Annotated in this window: 18 protein-coding genes and 1 tRNA gene; 14 read left to right on the forward strand and 5 right to left on the reverse strand. The window is 57.5% G+C overall.

Annotated elements, in window-relative coordinates; genetic code table 11:
- Positions 1-151: 151 nt before the first annotated feature.
- Positions 152-580 carry an excinuclease ABC subunit B gene (locus tag AC2FNU_RS07020; protein ID WP_496786510.1) on the reverse strand — a complete coding sequence of 143 codons (429 nt, stop codon included), beginning with the start codon at positions 578-580 and terminating at the stop codon, positions 152-154.
- A 221-nt stretch (positions 581-801) separates the two neighbouring features.
- On the opposite strand from AC2FNU_RS07020, the gene AC2FNU_RS07025 reads away from it, so the two are divergent.
- On the forward strand, positions 802-1,092 hold the full coding sequence (locus AC2FNU_RS07025) for an antibiotic biosynthesis monooxygenase family protein (RefSeq protein ID WP_171620929.1): 291 nt from the start codon (positions 802-804) through the stop codon (positions 1,090-1,092).
- 505 nt (positions 1,093-1,597) lie between these two features.
- Here the strand turns inward: AC2FNU_RS07025 and AC2FNU_RS07030 are convergent.
- Positions 1,598-2,128: a hypothetical protein gene (locus tag AC2FNU_RS07030; protein ID WP_496786512.1), complete on the reverse strand. Its 531-nt coding sequence runs from the start codon at positions 2,126-2,128 to the stop codon at positions 1,598-1,600.
- Positions 2,125-4,311, reverse strand: coding sequence for an excinuclease ABC subunit UvrB (uvrB, locus tag AC2FNU_RS07035; protein ID WP_496786514.1), 2,187 nt, complete (start codon positions 4,309-4,311; stop codon positions 2,125-2,127). Before uvrB ends, AC2FNU_RS07030 begins: the two co-directional genes overlap by 4 nt.
- 269 nt (positions 4,312-4,580) lie before the next feature.
- On the opposite strand from uvrB, the gene AC2FNU_RS07040 reads away from it, so the two are divergent.
- The 13 genes from AC2FNU_RS07040 (at position 4,581) to AC2FNU_RS07100 (ending at position 16,494) form a co-directional block, all read left to right on the forward strand.
- Positions 4,581-4,892: an ETC complex I subunit gene (locus AC2FNU_RS07040; protein WP_496786515.1), complete on the forward strand. Its 312-nt coding sequence runs from the start codon at positions 4,581-4,583 to the stop codon at positions 4,890-4,892.
- A gap of 1 nt (position 4,893) precedes the next feature.
- On the forward strand, positions 4,894-5,370 hold the full coding sequence (locus AC2FNU_RS07045) for a GNAT family N-acetyltransferase (protein WP_496786517.1): 477 nt from the start codon (positions 4,894-4,896) through the stop codon (positions 5,368-5,370).
- A 21-nt stretch (positions 5,371-5,391) separates the two neighbouring features.
- Positions 5,392-5,468: transfer RNA gene (locus tag AC2FNU_RS07050), tRNA-Arg, on the forward strand.
- A 442-nt stretch (positions 5,469-5,910) separates the two neighbouring features.
- Positions 5,911-6,924, forward strand: coding sequence for an inositol 2-dehydrogenase (iolG, locus tag AC2FNU_RS07055; RefSeq protein WP_496786520.1), 1,014 nt, complete (start codon positions 5,911-5,913; stop codon positions 6,922-6,924).
- A gap of 124 nt (positions 6,925-7,048) precedes the next feature.
- Positions 7,049-7,969 (forward strand): sugar ABC transporter substrate-binding protein, encoded by a 921-nt coding sequence (locus AC2FNU_RS07060; RefSeq protein WP_496786522.1) that lies wholly within the window; start codon positions 7,049-7,051, stop codon positions 7,967-7,969.
- Between the two features lie 67 nt (positions 7,970-8,036).
- Positions 8,037-9,143 carry an ABC transporter permease gene (locus tag AC2FNU_RS07065; RefSeq protein ID WP_496786524.1) on the forward strand — a complete coding sequence of 369 codons (1,107 nt, stop codon included), beginning with the start codon at positions 8,037-8,039 and terminating at the stop codon, positions 9,141-9,143.
- Position 9,144: 1 nt separating this feature from the next.
- On the forward strand, positions 9,145-9,966 hold the full coding sequence (locus AC2FNU_RS07070; protein ID WP_496786527.1) for an ATP-binding cassette domain-containing protein: 822 nt from the start codon (positions 9,145-9,147) through the stop codon (positions 9,964-9,966).
- A 153-nt stretch (positions 9,967-10,119) separates the two neighbouring features.
- On the forward strand, positions 10,120-11,952 hold the full coding sequence (gene iolD, locus AC2FNU_RS07075; RefSeq protein WP_496786529.1) for a 3D-(3,5/4)-trihydroxycyclohexane-1,2-dione acylhydrolase (decyclizing): 1,833 nt from the start codon (positions 10,120-10,122) through the stop codon (positions 11,950-11,952).
- Positions 11,949-12,848, forward strand: a complete 900-nt coding sequence (iolE, locus tag AC2FNU_RS07080) for a myo-inosose-2 dehydratase (protein WP_496786531.1) — start codon at positions 11,949-11,951, stop codon at positions 12,846-12,848. Before iolD ends, iolE begins: the two co-directional genes overlap by 4 nt.
- A gap of 48 nt (positions 12,849-12,896) precedes the next feature.
- Positions 12,897-14,078, forward strand: a complete 1,182-nt coding sequence (locus AC2FNU_RS07085; protein WP_496786534.1) for a phytanoyl-CoA dioxygenase family protein — start codon at positions 12,897-12,899, stop codon at positions 14,076-14,078.
- Between the two features lie 47 nt (positions 14,079-14,125).
- Positions 14,126-14,932, forward strand: coding sequence for a 5-deoxy-glucuronate isomerase (iolB, locus tag AC2FNU_RS07090; RefSeq protein ID WP_496786537.1), 807 nt, complete (start codon positions 14,126-14,128; stop codon positions 14,930-14,932).
- Positions 14,929-15,687 carry an SDR family NAD(P)-dependent oxidoreductase gene (locus AC2FNU_RS07095; RefSeq protein WP_496786540.1) on the forward strand — a complete coding sequence of 253 codons (759 nt, stop codon included), beginning with the start codon at positions 14,929-14,931 and terminating at the stop codon, positions 15,685-15,687. The genes iolB and AC2FNU_RS07095 overlap by 4 nt, the downstream gene beginning before the upstream one ends.
- Positions 15,688-15,714: 27 nt before the next feature.
- Positions 15,715-16,494, forward strand: coding sequence for a TIM barrel protein (locus AC2FNU_RS07100; RefSeq protein ID WP_496786545.1), 780 nt, complete (start codon positions 15,715-15,717; stop codon positions 16,492-16,494).
- 3 nt (positions 16,495-16,497) lie between these two features.
- Here the strand turns inward: AC2FNU_RS07100 and AC2FNU_RS07105 are convergent, their stop codons facing one another.
- Complete coding sequence (locus AC2FNU_RS07105) at positions 16,498-17,337, reverse strand: class II fructose-bisphosphate aldolase (RefSeq protein ID WP_496786550.1); 840 nt, start codon at positions 17,335-17,337, stop codon at positions 16,498-16,500.
- Positions 17,334-18,170, reverse strand: a complete 837-nt coding sequence (locus AC2FNU_RS07110) for a 5-deoxy-glucuronate isomerase (protein ID WP_496786553.1) — start codon at positions 18,168-18,170, stop codon at positions 17,334-17,336. The genes AC2FNU_RS07105 and AC2FNU_RS07110 overlap by 4 nt, the downstream gene beginning before the upstream one ends.
- Between the last annotated feature and the right edge of the window lie 4 nt (positions 18,171-18,174).

An 18,174-nucleotide genomic window follows, 5' to 3' on the forward strand; every position in this document is an offset into this window, starting at 1 on the left:
GCGCAATGACCCGGACGGGGACGGCGTTGCCTGTGGGTTTACCGAAGCGCCTGTACCTCAGGCCGCGCAATCAGAAAGCCGCCCAGAGCCGCAACAACGTGCGGTCGGCAATGCCAAATTTGTGCGGCCATAGCAGGTAAAGAGAACGCATTCAGGACAATTGCGCGCCTGCGCAGGTGCGAAAGATACGTACCTGAGGTGCTGCATCGTTCAGAGGAAATTCTGCAATCCCGTCTTGCGTGAACGCATAAGCGACCTGGTTGTACTCCAACCCATCCAGCACGTTCCCAAAGCCGGTATCCGTTACCGTCAACGCGGTCCCTCCGTCGGACAAGACATGGCGTGGGGTGGCGATTTCAATGGGGTTTCGTCCTTCGAACCGCATGGCAAACCACGGGGACTGAGCCCAGACCTGATCTTTCCGAGTAACCGTCAGCGTATAGAGCGGCGCAGACGGGTCATAGGTCAGGAAGATCGTCGCGGCACCTGTGTCATGCGAAAGCGTGCAGATATCGCCCACCGTCGCCTCCCACGCGAAGGCCGGGGTGGCGAGGATCAAAGAGGTCAGGATTGCACGCATGAGAGGGGATGTAGCCGCCGAGCGGGGCAAGACAAGGCCCCGGGGGCGCTAGGTTGCAACCCTGAAGTGTCAGAGGCTTGCGCGCAGTGAGGCGCGTGGTTGAAAATGGCCGAAAATCCTACGTATCAATCTGAGATTCCACGCCCTTGTGCTAGGATGCGTGCGGCGCGGTCGTTCTGATTGCGCCACATGACAGTTCTGTCACGTTAGGGAGGAAAGTAATGTTTGCACGTATTACCCAATTCAAAATGAAGCCCGGAACGCGCGAGGCCGCCACGGCAAAAATGAACGAATTGAAATCCGAGATCATGGGCATGCCCGGCATGCATTGCTTTACCAACGTGATGAACGAGGACGGATCGGGCTATGTGATCTCGGTGGTGGAAAGCGAAGCGACCTCGAACGCAAACGCGCCCAAAGTGGCCGAGCTGTGGGGCCATTTCGCCGAATTCATGGAAGGCCCACCCTCACCGGTTGGATATGATGTGATAGCCCATTGGGATAAGGGGTAACGGTTCGGGCGGGGAGGTACCCGCCCTTTCTTTTGGATGGGGAGAACAGGGCTTTTGACCTCGTGTGCGGAAGGCAGGGTGTTAGGTTTTGTCATGGCCGCCGTTCGTTCATGTAGTTTGGGGCTACAAACGTGGAGCAGGCTTAGGTTTGGATCGTGAGAGTGTCGAATGGGTACAAGCGCCCATCCTACGCCTGCTGACATGCAAGTTAGTAAAGAACTAAGCAGCCTTTGCCCAAAGTTGACTTGTTCAGTCCAAGAATAAGACGGTGTGAAAAAAAAGAACAACGAAAACCTGATCAGTTTTCTGATTGTTTGTGCGTTAGTAGTCGTGGGCGCATTCGTTAGAATACGATCTCAAGTAGTATACGTCTTTTTGGAACTTTTTGGCGCGGGCGCTACCATTTTAATCGCCTATTTCTACCACTTTAAGCTTAAAGGCGAAATTAAAGACTGATTTTCCGAAAATGTGATGAGGATGGGCTAAGGTGATAAGAGTTACCGAGTTATCTTCCGCAATCAGACGCGAAGAAAAAACTAGTTTCGTCCCGAACAACTGCCGGTCCATCGAAGTTAAGGATGATATCCCTGAGAAAAGGTGCGTGGCATGAGAGGTCTCTTGCGTAGAACTGTCGACGATCAATGACATAAACAAGAAACTCTCTTTCAAACTCACGGACTTTTAGATTGGCGTTCATCAGGAAAGGTTTTTCACTACTTTTTGGAGTAAAAGCTGCACTAATCCCAAGCTCTTGGATAATTTCCATTGATGCCGCTTCTTCAAACTCATCGACAAAAACTAATAACATATCGAAATCCGAGAGTTTGTCTGATGGGTAATCGAAATCAACCTCGTCACGTTCACCCACGCTGGCAGTTTGGTTTAACAGCTGGTCGGGCAATCCAGTTGCCAAAACTCTCATTGGCCTACCCAGTTCAGTCGATCGGTTTCCTGTCTCGGAACTTGCAGGTCCGCTTGTCGAAACCGCAACGATGCTCAGGAAAGTGAACGAAATGAAACTTTTAAGCATAGTCACCTCTTCCTTCTCCTCACATTCCCACCCCGCTGCCCCGGCCTCCCAGCCGTTGACCGCCCGCGTGACTTCACTGCGTCTTCCGAGGCTTTCTCGACCGCCCATTGGCGCGCCATGGGATCGTCGGCGACGGCCAGGTCGACCGCTTCCAGACGTTTGATCTCATCTCGGATATTGGCGGCCTCTTCGAATTCCAGGTTCTCGGCGGCTTTGCGCATCTTCTCGCGCAGCCCGTCCAGATGCGCTTCCAAATTCGCGCCGTGCATTGGTTTGTCGATGGTGGCGGTGACGCGGTTCATGTCGACGTCGCCTTCGTAGAGACCGGCCAGAACGTCCTCGACATTCTTCTTCACCGTCTCAGGCGTGATGCCGTGTTCTTCGTTGTAGGCAAGCTGTTTGGCGCGGCGGCGGTTGGTTTCGTTCAGCGCGCGCTCCATCGATCCAGTGATCTTGTCGGCATACATGATCACCCGGCCCTCGGCGTTTCGTGCGGCGCGGCCGATGGTCTGGATCAGCGAGGTTTCAGAACGCAGGAACCCCTCTTTATCCGCGTCCAGAATGGCAACCAGTCCGCATTCGGGGATGTCGAGCCCTTCGCGCAAAAGGTTGATGCCGACCAGCACGTCAAACGCCCCCAACCGCAGGTCGCGCAGGATTTCGATGCGTTCCAGCGTGTCGATATCCGAGTGCATGTAGCGCACCTTGATGCCCTGTTCGTGCAGGTATTCGGTCAGATCCTCGGCCATCCGCTTGGTCAGCGTGGTAACCAGCGTGCGGAAGCCATTGGCGGCGACCTTGCGCACCTCGTCCAGCAGGTCGTCGACCTGCATGGAGACCGGGCGGATCTCGACCTCGGGGTCCAGCAGGCCGGTTGGGCGGATGACCTGTTCGGTGAAAACACCGCCGGTTTGCTCGATCTCCCACTTGGCCGGCGTGGCCGAGACGAAGACGGATTGCGGGCGCATGGCGTCCCATTCCTCGAACTTCAAAGGCCGGTTGTCCATGCACGAGGGCAGGCGGAACCCGTGTTCGGCCAGCGTGAATTTGCGCCGATAGTCTCCCCGGTACATGCCACCGATCTGCGGCACGCTGACGTGGGATTCGTCGGCGAAGACGATGGCATTGTCGGGGATGAATTCGAACAGGGTCGGGGGCGGCTCACCCGGTGCGCGGCCTGTCAGATAGCGCGAATAGTTCTCGATCCCGTTGCAGACACCGGTGGCCTCTAGCATTTCCAGATCGAAGTTGGTGCGTTGTTCAAGGCGTTGCGCTTCCAGCAGTTTGCCCTCACCGACGAGTTGATCCAGCCTGATGCGGAGTTCCTTTTTGATGCCGATGATCGCCTGCTGCATCGTCGGTTTCGGCGTCACGTAGTGCGAGTTCGCATAGACGCGTACCTGCTCCATCGTCGCGGCGCGTTCGCCGGTCAACGGGTCGAATTCGGTGATCTGTTCCAATTCTTCGCCGAAGAACGACAGCTTCCATGCGCGGTCCTCAAGGTGGGCGGGCCAGATTTCCAGTGAATCGCCCCGCACCCGGAAAGACCCACGCTGAAACGCCTGATCATTGCGGCGGTATTGCTGGGCGACCAGATCGGCCATCACCTGCCGCTGGTCGTATTCACTGCCGACCTTCAGATCCTGCGTCATAGCCCCGTAGGTCTCGACCGAGCCGATACCGTAGATGCAAGACACTGACGCCACGATGATCACGTCATCGCGTTCCAGCAGCGCCCGCGTGGCCGAGTGGCGCATCCGGTCGATCTGTTCGTTGATTTGGGATTCTTTCTCAATGTACGTGTCCGAGCGCGGCACATAGGCTTCGGGCTGGTAGTAGTCGTAGTAAGAGACGAAGTATTCCACTGAGTTTTCGGGGAAGAAGCCTTTGAACTCTCCGTAAAGCTGCGCGGCCAGTGTTTTGTTCGGTGCAAGGATGATGGCTGGGCGCTGGGTTTCCTCGATCACCTTGGCCATGGTGAAAGTTTTACCCGTCCCCGTCGCACCCAGCAGAACCTGATCGCGCTCGCCGTCCAATACGCCGCCTGCAAGCTCCTTAATGGCCGTTGGTTGGTCGCCTGCCGGGTTGAATTCGGTGTGCATCACAAACTGTTTGCCGCCTTCCAGTTTCAGTCGTGCACGCACGTCATCGGCGGTCAGTTGGGTCTTGTCGGAATGGGCGTAAGGCATCGGCAGGCTCCGCAATCAGGCCCCTACATTTGTTCTTATTTTGTCCGTCTGCAAGTGCTGATCCGGATTCATTGCGCTCTATGCAGTCTGCGGCCATGCGGTTGGTGAATCATTGTGATGGCCCAGCGTTTGATGTGCCTCTGATTTACCTCGGGCCAATGACAGTTTCTGACATCAGTTTGCCGGCAATAGCCGCGACAATTGCAATCTTGCCCCCGGACGTTCTCTGACGCATAAACAGCTCAGCCAAGTGAGTACGGAGAGGCGACATGCGCGCACGGATTTACCAGCCTTCGCGAAACGCGATGACTTCGGGGATGGCCAAAACCCGCAAATGGGTTCTGGAATACGCCCCGTCTTCGGCGCGTGAAGTTGATCCGCTGATGGGCTGGACGTCGTCCAATGATACGCAGACACAGGTGCGCCTGAAATTCGACACCAAGGAAGAGGCTTTGGACTACGCCAAAGACAACGGTATCGACGTGCAGGTTAGCGAGCCGCACAAGCGAAAGCCAAATCTGCGCGCGCGCGGCTATGGTGAAAATTTCGCTACCGACCGGCGCGGCCCCTGGACTCACTAAAGTGATCGAGATTCGCGCGGCTGACCCTGGGTCAGATGACCTGCGCCCAATCGTTCAGGCCCATCTGGCCCACAGTTGGGAGGCGACGCCGCAAACCTCGAACCATACGCTTGACGTGGAAGCGCTGCGTGAGCCTGGGATTCGCTTCTGGGCACTCTACGAAGGTGATGTGGCATTGGGGTGTGGCGCGCTGAAGACCTTGCCGGATGGAACGGCTGAAGTGAAATCAGTTCACGTTGTAGCCTCGGCCCGTGGCCGTGGTCTGGCGCGTATAATCATGTCTCATTTAGCCAGTTTGGCGCGCAGCGAAGGTATCTCGGCGCTGGTTCTTGAGACCGGCGCGGCCCATCTTTCCGAATATGAAGCCGCGCGCAAACTCTATGAGGCATTGGGGTATTCCTATTGCGGCCCGATCTTTGGCTATCAGGAAGATCCAAACAGCGCCTTCATGCGCTTGGCCCTTGAACCCGGACAATAAAAACCGCAAGAAGGGCGCAGCGGTCCCTTAGCTCAACTGGATAGAGCAGCTGACTTCTAATCAGCAGGTTGAGGGTTCGAGTCCTTCAGGGATCGCCATTTTCACACGAACCACTTGAAGCCTCGGACGCACGACGGCTTATTTTGCGCTGAACGCCAGAACGACTCGTTGCTTTGCTAACTTCGGACGTGTTGCAGACGCCACCGTGCGGCTGGTTGGTCAATACAGGTTTTGGGAAGGTTAAGGGGCTGGACGAGGGGGTCATGCCAGCCCCTTTTAAGGGGTCACAGAGTGGTAGTGTGTGTTCCTTAACTCAAACCTACCCTGATTCATGGCGTTCGGAAATTGGGGGATTCCCGTAGATGCGCAAATGCGCGGAATTCGGCGCGTGGTGTATCTTAGGCGGATCGCCTTGGAACTCTTTTTGAAGATCATCTCAAAGGGGTGTCGCAAAGATTTCTGATCCGTTGAAAAAAGATATTGCAACCGGTTGCAAACAGAATCATTGTTACGGCCAACACCTAGATTCGGGAGAGCTGTATGTTGAAGGTTGGTTTGCTGGGCGCCGGACGCATCGGACGGGTACATGCGCAGGCCATTTCGGCCCACCCAAACAGCAAGCTCTGTGCTGTTTCAGACGCCGTGCCAGAGGCAGCAGAAAGCCTTGCCAGCGCATATGGGGCACAAGCGCGTGGGTCGGACGAGATCATTGCAGACCCCCAGATTGATGCGGTTTTGATCGCAACTCCAACCGATACACATTCCGACTTGATTGAGGCTGCCACAGCTGCAGGAAAAGCTGTGTTGTGTGAAAAGCCAGTTGATTTGAGCCTGGAACGTGCTGCGGAGTGTCTAAATGCTGTGTCCGGTCGGGGCCAGCCTGTGATGATTGGGTTTAACCGCCGGTTCGACCCTAATTTTTCGGCATTGAAAGCAGGTTTAGAGGCGGGCGAAATCGGTAAAGCAGAGCTGCTGTCGATTACCTCATTTGACCCGGCGCCGCCGCCGGTCAGCTATGTCAAAGTGTCAGGTGGGCTGTTTCGGGACATGATGATCCATGACTTTGACATGGCAAACTATCTTATGGGCGCGGTTCCGGATGTCATTACAGCCGTCGGGTCGTCTCTTGTAGATGCCGAGATTGGTGCGGCGGGTGATGTGGATACCGCAGCGGTGACAATGACTTATGCAGATGGTCGTATTGCCGTCATCAAGAACTCGCGCCGCGCGGCCTATGGGTATGACCAGCGGGTCGAGTTGCTGGGTTCAGACGGCTTGCTACAAGCGCAGAACATGCTGGAAAATACGGTGGTCAAATCGACAGCAGACGGCGTTGTCGGCGCCAAGCCAACTTATTTCTTTCTGGAACGCTACATGCCTGCTTACCGAGTGGAGTGGACCGCCTTTGTCGACGCCGTTGTGAACGGTTCAGACGTTCCTGTTTCGTTGAAAGACGGCGTTGCCGCGCTTGCCATGGCCGAGGCCGCGACCCTGTCGATGCAATCCGGGCAACCGGTTCGAATGGAGGAAGTTTTGAAACCGGTTGCAAAATGATCGAAATTCTTCAAACTTACGCCAGCTCGGTTTTGTGCCGCAGCCAATCAGATTCGGCATAGCCGGATGATCGGGGTTGGTCCCCCGACTGAAGATCAGACTGAAATCATGGGAGGAAACTGAAATGAAGAAATTTGTGAAAGGCGCACTTGCTGCGGGGGCTCTGGCCCTGGCGACACCTGCGTTTGCACAGGAAATCGTGGTCGTATCGCACGGACAGGCCAATGACGCATTCTGGAATGTCGTCAAAAACGGCGTCGAGCAGGCCGGTAAGGACGTCGGTGTGAACGTGGAATATCGCGCACCAGAAACCTTTGACATGGTGGCGATGTCGCAGTTGATCGATGCAGCCGTGAACCAGGAGCCCGACGGCTTGATCGTCTCGATCCCGGACGCGGACGCGCTTGGTCCGTCAATTGAGCGCGCCGTCGCAGCCGGTATCCCGGTGATCTCGATCAATTCGGGTTCGGACGTCTCGAAAGATCTGGGTGCGTTGCTGCACGTTGGTCAGGACGAGTTCGACGCAGGCAAAGCTGCAGGTGCAGAACTGGCATCGATGGGTGGCAAAACAGCGATTTGTGTGAACCACGAAGTCGGCAACGTTGCGCTGGACCTGCGCTGCGCAGGTTTTGCGGAAGGTTTCGGCGGTGACGTCGAAGTGCTTCCGACCTCGAACGATCCATCGGAAATCGAGTCGAAGGTTGCCGCTGCTCTGGCGTCAAACGAAGCTGTCGATACCGTGATGGCGCTGGGTGCAAGCTCGGCCGGTGAGCCGACCGTTGCCGCCGTCAAAGCCTCGGGCCGTGACGTGAATGTTGCCTCCTTCGACCTGTCGGCGAACTTCCTGCAGTCGATCGCGGACGGTGACGCAGCCTTTGCCATCGACCAGCAGCAGTATCTGCAAGGGTATCTGGCGGTGAACTTCATGGGCCTGCACGCCAAATACGGCCTGATGCCGGGTGGTAACGTTCCTTCGGGTCCGAACCTGATCACTCAGGACAAGGCAGCACAAGTGATCGAATTGTCTGCACAGGGCATCCGCTGATCCTTCTGTAATCAGAAGCAAACAGAGCGGCGCAGCGGTGCCGCTCTTACCCAAATGGGAGGAAACGATGAGTGACTCTGCGCAGCTTGCCGGAGACGAACGGCTCAAGAAAGAACCTTTCCTAACCAAGCTTATGAAACGGCCCGAACTGGGTGCGATGGCTGGCGTCGTTCTGGTGTTCATTTTCTTTGCGATCACCGCAGACGAGTCGATGTTCACCTTGGCGGGGGTTATGAACTTCATGACACCTGCGGCGCAGCTGGGCATCCTTGCGATCGGGGCCGCGCTGCTGATGATCGGGGGCGAGTTTGACCTGTCCATCGGCTCGATGGTGGCGTTTGCAGGCCTGTTCTTTGGTGTCTGTGTAGTCACCTGGCAGCTGCCGCTGATCGTTGCGATCCCAATGACGTTCGTTTTCGCAGCTTTTGTCGGGGCAATAAACGGAAACATCGTGATCCGGTCAGGACTGCCGTCCTTCATCGTGACGCTGGCGTTCCTGTTCATTCTACGCGGTCTCTCACTGGTTGGTCTCAAGGCAGCAACCGGTGGATCGACCCAGCTGCGCGGTGTGCGCGATGCTGTTGAAAACGACTGGCTGGCCCCGTTTTTCTCGGGCGAGGCATTTGGCGGCCTGTTTACCTGGCTGGCCGAGAAAGGCATGATCGATACCTTCAAAAGTGGTGCGCCAAAAGTGCCCGGAATTCCGGTCGAGATTCTGTGGTTCATTGTACTGGCGCTTGCGGCCACTTACGTGCTGCTGCGAACCCCGGCAGGGAACTGGATTTTCGCGTCGGGCGGCGACAGCACGGCAGCGTCAAACTCTGGTGTGCCGGTGAATCGGGTCAAGGTGTCGCTGTTCATGCTGACGGCCTGTTGTGCGGCACTGGTGGCCATCATCACTGTGATTGATGCCGGTTCAACCGATGCGCGCCGTGGGTTCCAGAAAGAATTTGAGGCGATCATTGCGGCCGTGATCGGTGGCTGTCTGCTGACAGGCGGTTACGGGTCGGCCATCGGGGCGTTCTTTGGTTCGATCATTTTCGGCATGGTTGTCATCGGCCTGACCTATACGGACTTCGATCAGGACTGGTTCCAGGTCTTCCTGGGCGCGATGCTGTTGATTGCGGTTCTGTTCAACAACGCGATCCGTAAACGCGTAACCGGGGAGCGCTGATATGACCGAAGACACCAAGTTCCATCACGGCGATGCGGCGGCTGATGTGGCGCCCATCGTGGAAATGAAAAACATCGAAAAGCACTTCGGCAATATTATTGCTTTGGCGGGCGTCAGCTTTGACGTCAAACCGGGTGAGTGTCATTGCCTGCTGGGCGACAACGGTGCAGGGAAATCAACCTTCATCAAGACCATGTCGGGCGTGCACAAACCCACCAAGGGCGAGATCTTCTTTGAAGGCAAGCCGCTGCATTTCGACACGCCTCGGGATGCGATGGAGGCGGGCATTGCGACCGTGTTCCAGGATCTGGCGATGATCCCGCTGATGAGCGTCACGCGCAACTTCTTCATGGGGCGCGAACCGACCAAGGGTAAAGGTTTGCTCAAGCGGTTCGATGTTGACCAGGCCAACGAAGTCTGCATGGAAGAAATGCGCAAGATGGGCATCAATCTGCGCGGGCCGGATCAGGCCGTTGGCACCTTGTCAGGGGGGGAGCGGCAGACAGTCGCCATTGCCCGTGCCGTATATTTCGGGGCCAAGATCCTGATTCTGGACGAACCGACCTCGGCCCTTGGTGTGCGTCAAACCTCGAATGTTCTGGCGACCATCGACAAGGTGCGCAGTCAGGGGGTTGGCGTAGTCTTTATCAGCCACAACGTGCGCCACGCGCTGGCGGTGGGTGACCGGTTTACCGTGCTGAATCGCGGCAAAACGCTGGGCACGGCGACCCGTGGTGAGATTACCCCAGAACAGTTGCAGGACCTGATGGCAGGCGGTCAGGAAATGGCCGAGTTGGAAGGGTCTTTGGGCGGTACAGTCTAAACTTTGAAGATCCGGATGCCCCTCGGGGGGGCATCCGAACGGGCAGTGACACCTGAGCTCACACTCAATTCAGGCTTGAGGCATTGGCCTGACATCTTCGAACAAAGCAACCTGTGGGCCGCTGGCAGCGGTTTCAAGTTGAAAGGGATCATGATGAGCAAGACAGTCCGACTGACAGCGGCGCAGGCTCTGGTGCGCTATCTTGGGGCGCAGATGAACGAGGCCGGAGAGCCTTTTATCGCAGGTGTCTGGGCCATTTTCGGCCATGGCAATGTCGCCGGTTTGGGTGAGGCGCTGCATGGTGTGAAAGACAGCCTGCCCACCTATCGCGGACACAACGAACAGACCATGGCGCATTGTGCGATTGCCTATGCCAAGCAACTGGGCCGCAAACGGGCGATGGCTGTGACGTCGTCGATCGGGCCGGGGGCGACCAATATGGTTACTGCCGCCGCGTTGGCCCATGTGAACCGCTTGCCTGTTTTGCTGCTGCCAGGCGACGTGTTCGCGACGCGTGGGCCCGATCCGGTGCTTCAGCAACCCGAAGTGTTCTCGGATGGCACCATCAGCGCGAATGACTGTTTCAGACCGGTCAGCCGCTATTTCGACCGTATCACGCGCCCGGAACATCTGCTGACGGCTTTGCCGCGCGCCTTCCGTACCATGACAGACCCGGCCGACTGCGGTCCGGTGACACTGGCCTTTTGTCAGGACGTGCAGGCCGAGGCATACGATTATCCCGAAAGCTTCTTTGAGCCTCGCGTCTGGTATCAGCGTCGCATTCGCCCGGATGAAGGCGAGCTTGCGCGGGCTGTGGCAGCAATCAAGGTGGCCAAACGCCCTGTGATCGTCGCGGGTGGCGGCGTTCATTATTCGGACGCAACCGCCGCACTGCAAAGCTTTGCCGAAGCGCACAACGTCCCGGTGGCCGAGACTCAGGCGGGTAAATCTGCCTTGGCTTGGGATCATCCGCTGAACTTGGGACCCATTGGCGTCACGGGTGGCGAACCCGCCAACGACATCTGCGCTGAGGCTGATCTTGTACTGGGGGTCGGCACCCGTTTTCAGGATTTCACCACCGGGTCCTGGGGTCTGTTTGCCAACCCGGGGCGTGAACTGATCAGCCTGAATACTGCCGCTTATGACGCCGAAAAGCATGGCGCAATGCCGCTGCAATCCGATGCACGCGTTGGTTTGGGTGAACTCACCGAAGCACTGGGCGACCACCGCGCGCCAGATCTGCCTGCCACGCTGAAAGCCGATTGGTTTGGCAAGGTTGATGCGCTGACCGACGCGCCGACAGACAGCAATGCGCTGCCGACGGATATGCAGGTGATCGGTGCTGTGCAGCGGGCCGCCAAAGAAAACACAGTGGCGATGTGTGCCGCAGGAACGATGCCGGGCGAGTTGCACAAGTTGTGGAAAGCACCGCGCCCCGGTGCCTATCACATGGAATACGGATTCAGCTGCATGGGTTATGAGATCGCGGGCGCGATGGGGATCAAGATGGCCCAGCCGGAGCGCGACGTGATCTGCTTTACCGGTGACGGCACTTACATGATGGCGAACTCTGAAATGGCGACGGCGGCGATGATGGGGATTTCCTTCACCGTTGTTGTTACCGACAACCGAGGCTTCGGTTGCATCAATCGCTTGCAGATGGGCACGGGCGGTGCTGAGTTTAACAACCTTCTCGATCACACGGTCCACGAAACCGCGTCTGCCATCGACTTTGCGGCCCATGCGGCAGCGATGGGAGCGACCTCGGTCAAGGTCAGCTCAATTGCCGAGCTTGAGGACGCGCTGGCCAAACGCAGCGACGTCAAAGGCCCATACGTTGTGGTGATCGACACCGATCCGTACCCCTCGACCGAATATGGCGGAACGTGGTGGGAAGTGGCTGTGCCCGAGGTCAGCATCCGTCCGGAAGTGAATGAAAAACGCGCGGCTTATGAGGTCGCCATCAAGGAAAGAAACACGAAATGAGCGTGAAGATCGGTATCTCTCCGATTGCTTGGCAGAATGACGACCTGCCTGATCTGACTGCGGCCTATACGATGGAGCAGGCGTTGAAAGAAGCGCGCGAGATTGGCTATACCGGGGTCGAACGCGGCCAGCGGATGCCCGGCGACACAGAAGGCTTGCGCGCCTATCTGGACGCCAACGATATCGCGCTTTGTGGCGGTTGGTGTTCGGGCGCAACCTTGGTCAACGACTTTGACGCTGAGGTTGCCGCTGTTCGTGAGCAAGTTGAGCAGTTTGTCGCGCTGAACAGCCCGTGCATCGTCTATGCCGAATGCTCAAATACCGTTCAGGGTCAGATCGGCACGCCGGTGAATGCCCGCCCCAAATTGTCCAAAGACGAAGTTCTGGCCTATGCCGCCAAGCTGAGCGAGTTGGCCAAGTGGACGGCAGATCAAGGTATGCCCATGGCGTATCACCATCACATGGGCACAACCATCGAAAGTGAGGATGAGGTGAACTGGTTGATGGAGGGGTCAGGCCCCGAACTGAAGCTGTGCTTTGATACCGGTCATCTTCTGTTTGGCGGTGGCGATGTCATGGCCACGCTGAACCGGTGGGGCGACCGGGTGCATCACGTTCACTTCAAGGACATCCGCCCTGGCGTCGTGCAGGACACGCGTGAGAACAACCGCAGCTTCCTTGATGCAGTGATCGCAGGCGCGTTCACCGTGCCGGGCGATGGCTGCATCGATTTTCAGGCCGTCGCAAATGCATTGAAAGCGATGGATTACAACGGCTGGATCGTGGTCGAGGCAGAACAGGACCCCGCCAAGGCACCGCCCTACGAGTACTCCAAGATGGGCTACAACCACATCGTCGAAGTTTGCGGCAAGGCAGGTTTGGAGATCAGCACTTAAATCACCGCCCCATGGGGCAACACCGAAGCCATGAGAGAGGAGTGTGTCATGGTCCATCAGGAACTTGGGTATGTCGGCTATTTCGACCGGGAATCCTGTGATCTGGATGAATTCAAGGTGTTGACCTCACAAAACCTGACAGCCGATGCGGTTCCTCATGCCGCATCGGTGGAAAAGAACGTGCCAGTCTACGACATGGATGTGTTGCGCCCTGCGTTGACAGATGCCGATCAGCGAAAGTCCCTTATGGCAGAATGGGCATGGGTTCTGGGCAAATCGGCTGGCGTGATCGTTCTGAAGGGTGCCTATGCAGATACTTCGGTGATCGACCGGGCAAGCGACGTCTTCCGCGAGATCATCGAAGAAGAGCGCGAGGGCGCTGGCGGCGAGGGCGATCACTTTGCCGCGTCGGGTGCCAATGACCGGATCTGGAATGCGCTGCAAAAACAGTGCCTTCGCGACCCGGAAGGGTTCGCGCTCTATTTCGGCAATGCTGCAATTGCAGCAGCGAGTGAGGCGTGGCTGGGACCGAATTACCAGATGACCGCGCAGGTCAATCAGGTGCGCCCGGGCGGCAAAGCGCAGCAAGCGCATCGGGATTACCATCTTGGGTTCCAGACAGCGGACAGCGCAGCGCGGTATCCGGCGCATGCCCATCACCTGACAGCTGCACTAACCCTGCAAGGGGCCGTGGCGCATTGCGATATGCCGATCGAAAGCGGGCCAACCAAGCTGTTACCATTTTCGCAGCTTTACGCGCCCGGATACCTCGCCTTCCACGACCCCGCGCACAGGGACCATTTCGAGCAGGGCTATATCCAGTTGCCACTGAACAAGGGCGACGCGGTGTTCTTCAACCCTGCGCTTTTCCACGCAGCGGGGGAAAACAGCAGCAGCGACATTCAAAGGATGGCCAACTTGCTTCAGGTGTCGTCAGCTTTCGGGCGCGCGATGGAAGCCGTCGACCGGGCTACCATGTCTCAAGCCGTGTTTCCTGCGCTTGTGGCTTTGAAACAACGCGGTGATCTGAGTGCCTTGGAAATCGAAGCTGCGATCGGGGCAACAGCCGAGGGCTATCCCTTTCCAACCAACCTCGACACCGACCCGCCGGTTGGCGGCAATGCGCCGGACAGCCAGGCCGATATCCTGCGCCGCGCTGTGTCAGAGGGATGGAGCGAGTCGGAACTGGCTGATGCCTTGTCAGCTTTGCGTACCAGACAGGCCGCATAAGGCCCAAACGGGCGGGTCATTGTGCCCGCCCCAATCGGAGAAGAAGAATGGCAGACCTGCTCAAAAAACCCTTTGGCACCCGTGGCAAGGTGCATGACATCACCCCGGCCAGCGCCGGATGGCGGTATGTAGGGTTTGGGCTCTATCACCTAAAGGCCGGGGATCGGGCGGCCGAGGTCACAGGAGACCGGGAAGTCATTCTGGTGATGGTCGAAGGCAAGGCGAAAATCACCGGGGCCGGGCAGGATTGGGGTGTGTTGGGCGACCGGATGAGCGTGTTCGAAAAGATGCCGCCGCATTGTCTGTACCTGCCCAACGGCACCGAATGGGAAGCTGTTGCCGAGACCGATTGCGTTGTGGCCGTGTGTTCGGCTCCGGGCAAGGGCGGTCACCCGGCGCGGCGGATCGGGCCAGACGGCATCACTCTCACCGAGCGCGGCAAAGGTGTGAACACGCGATACATCAATAACATAGCGATGGAGAATGAGGATTATGCCGATAGCCTTCTGGTGACGGAGGTCTTCACACCAAACGGGCACTGGTCTTCGTACCCCAGTCATCGACATGACGAGGATGACTTCCCCCGTATCACCTATCTGGAAGAGACATACTACCATCGGCTCAACCCTGCCAGTGGGTTCGGCATACAGCGCGTTTATACCGATGACGGTCAGTTGGATGAAACGATGGCCGTATCCGATGGCGATGTTGTGACCGTCCCGCGCGGTCATCACCCTTGCGGCGCACCCTATGGGTTTGAGATGTACTATCTGAACGTCATGGCCGGACCTCTGCGGAAATGGCGATTTGTACCGGCCCCTGAGGTCGAATGGATCATGGAGCGTGACGGATGAGCAATGCGTTTGCCAATTACCCGAGTCTTGCAGGCAAAACGGTCTTCATCACCGGTGGGGCCGGGGGAATTGGTGCGGAAACCGTTCGGGCCTTTGCCAGTCAGGGCGCAAAGGTTGGGTTTCTGGATCTCAATGCTGAGGCCGGTCTTGCGCTACTGTCGGAACTGGAGGGCGAGCACGCGTTTGCCCAATGCGACCTGCGCGACATTGAGGCGATGAACGCCGCAATGGGGCAGTTGGTTGAAGAGTTGGGCGAAGCGGATGTGCTGGTCAACAATGCCGCCCATGATGACCGCCACGACTGGCGCAATGTGACGCCCGAGTATTGGGATGAGCGTATGGCGACCAATATCCGACATATGTTCTTTGCCATTCAGTCGGTCGCCCCCGGCATGATTGCCAAGGGTGCGGGTTCGATCATCAATATCGGGTCGAATTCATGGTGGGAGGCCGGGGCGGGTTTCCCCGCTTATGCTACCGCCAAATCCGCAGTCCACGGCCTGACACGTACCATGGCGCGCGAGTTGGGGGATCACCGCATTCGCGTGAATGCGGTCGTACCCGGCTGGATCATGACTGACCGGCAGAAAGACTTGTGGGTCACGCCCGAAGCGCTGGCCAAGCAAGTGGATCGGCAATGCCTGCCGGACCCGATTGAACCTGTGTATGTCGCGAGAATGGTTCTGTTTTTGGCCTCAGACGACGCAGCCATGTGCAGCGCCGGGAACTTCATGGTCGAAGGCGGCTCGATCTGAGTATTTCAAAACAACTGGAGAACTGACATGCCTCAACCCTTTCAGCTTGCGGCGTGCGCTGAGATGCTTTGGTTGGACAAGCCTATCGACTGGCGTGCCGCGCGGCTGACCGAAATGGGGTTTGGTGTGGGCCTTTGGAACTGGCCAGATTGGGATCTGGGCAAGCTGGAACGCGTTGGCGCGAACTACACGATCATGAACGGGTATCTTCAGGGCGGCCTTGCGGACCAAGAAGGCGCTGACATGCTGCTGCGATCCGCGCGCGAGACAGCGCAGATTGGCAAGCGCTTGGGCGTGGATCGTCTGAACCTGCACGGTACGGGCCTGGGTAATGGTGGAATTCCAATCTGGCAGCACGAGGTCGTGACCGGAGACATGTGGCTGACAGCGCGGGACACGTTGCACCGCATCTGCGATCTGGCAGAACAGGAAGATGTTGTTTTTACGTTGGAAAATTTGAACCCGCTGGACCATCCCGGTTGTCCCTTTGGATCGACCGAAGATGTTCTGGCACTGGTTTCGTCCGTCGACCACCCGCGTCTGCGGATCAATCTGGATCTTTATCACACGCAAATCGGCGAAGGCGACCTGATCCGCTGGTGCAAGAAATGCTTGCCATGGATCGGAGAGGTTCAAGTCGCGGATAACCCCGGCCGGTTTGAGCCCGGAACCGGTGAGATCAATTATGCCGCCGTTGCACGGGCGCTGGATGACATGGGGTATCGCGGACCTGTCGGCCTGGAGGCTTTTGCAGCAGGTGACCCGGAAACAGCGCTCGAGGCTTTCCGGGTTGCCTTTACGATTTGACGGTTACCGCTGCGGTGGGGCACCAAAGGCACGGATCACGGCGCGGGCGGCAGCCTCAACCGGGTCGTGGGTTTCTTTCAGGATAGTAACCCGATCAAACCTTTCAGGATCGCGATTGACGGCGTCTCGCATGGCGTTTCCGAAGGCCATGCGCAGCTCGGTTCCGATGTTGAACTTGCAGATCGAAGTCTCTCGCGCCAGTTTCGTGCGCTGTTCTACCGGCACACCTGACCCGCCGTGAATGACCAACGGCACCTCGGTCATGGCATCAATCTCGGCGATGCGCGCCTCGTCCAGGCCACCTTCTTTGTTCTGCTGTAGGTGAACATTGCCAACCGAAATCGCCATTGCGTCCACCCCGCTTTCACGTGCGAACTGTGCGGCCTCTTCGGGATCGGTGCCGTTTGATCCTTCGCCGCCCGAATATCCGACAAAGCCAATTTCGCCCTCGCAGGAAATCCCGGCTGCGTGGGCCATTTCTGCAATCGCGGCTGTCTCATCAATATTCTGTTGCAACGGTTTGCGGGACCCGTCGAACATCAAAGATGTGAACCCGCTGTCCAGAGCGATCTTGCACTCTTCGAACGTATAACCGTGATCCAGATGAGCCACGACAGGGACCGAGGCGTTTTCGGCCAGATAGCGGAACATTTTACCCAGAATAGGCAGCGGCGTGTGTTCACGACAACTCGGCCCCGCTTGCAGGATCAGTGGTGCGTTCTCGGCTTCGGCAGCGGCCACATAGGCGCGCATGTCTTCCCAACCGAGAGTGACAAGCCCGCCCACGGCATAGCCCTGTTCATAGGCAGGTTGCAGAACGTCCTTTAACGTGACGAGGGTCATTTGAACTTCGCGATCATGTCTTTGATGCCCGGGATCGTTTCGATCTGATAGGCATGTGTGGGTTGGAAATACTGCACCAACGAGCGTTGGCTCAGCCCGCCAAGGATGGTGAAATAATACATCTCGTACCCGGGCAGAACGCAGCACGGATGGTAGCCATTGTCGATGCAGATCGTTGAGCCATCGACGATGTGATAGGCATCACCGGGCGCGTTATCCTCGCGTTGCAACATTTGAAGGCCTGAGCCCCAGTTGGGTTTGAAGCGGAAGTTATAGGTCTCGTCGTGGCGCGTTTCGTCCGGCAGGCGGTTGGTGTCGTGCTTGTGGCTGGGAAAGCCCGACCAGCCGCCCTGACCAACGGTAAACAGCTCGCTCACCAACAGGCGGCCGACTTTGTCGTGTTGCTTCTGTCCGAGGATGTGCTTGATCTTGCGATGCGTTTTGGTGTCGTCGCTGCCGTATTGAACAAGGTCATGCTGCCGCACATCAAACGGGTCCAGCACCTTGTCGTATTTGGCGCCGGCAATGAACACTTCGGTCTCATCCGACACGCAAACCATCTGCACTTTCGCGCCGACAGGCACATAGACGCCTTCGGGCTCGCCATCCCAGACGTCTTCACCCCGGTTGCCGAGCTTTGCAAACGCAACGCCTTCGACGTTGACATCGACGCTGCCAGTCGCAGGCACGATGCAGGTCTCATAGCCCGGAACCTGATATTCGAACGCTTCGTCCTTTTTCAGTTTGACGATGTTGAAATAGTTCAGCGGAACCGTCGGATCGTCGGTGTCGACGATCGGTTTGTTCTGATTGTCATAGGGCGCGATGTGCATGGGA

The organism is Ruegeria sp. BHSB064 (genome assembly GCF_059613205.1).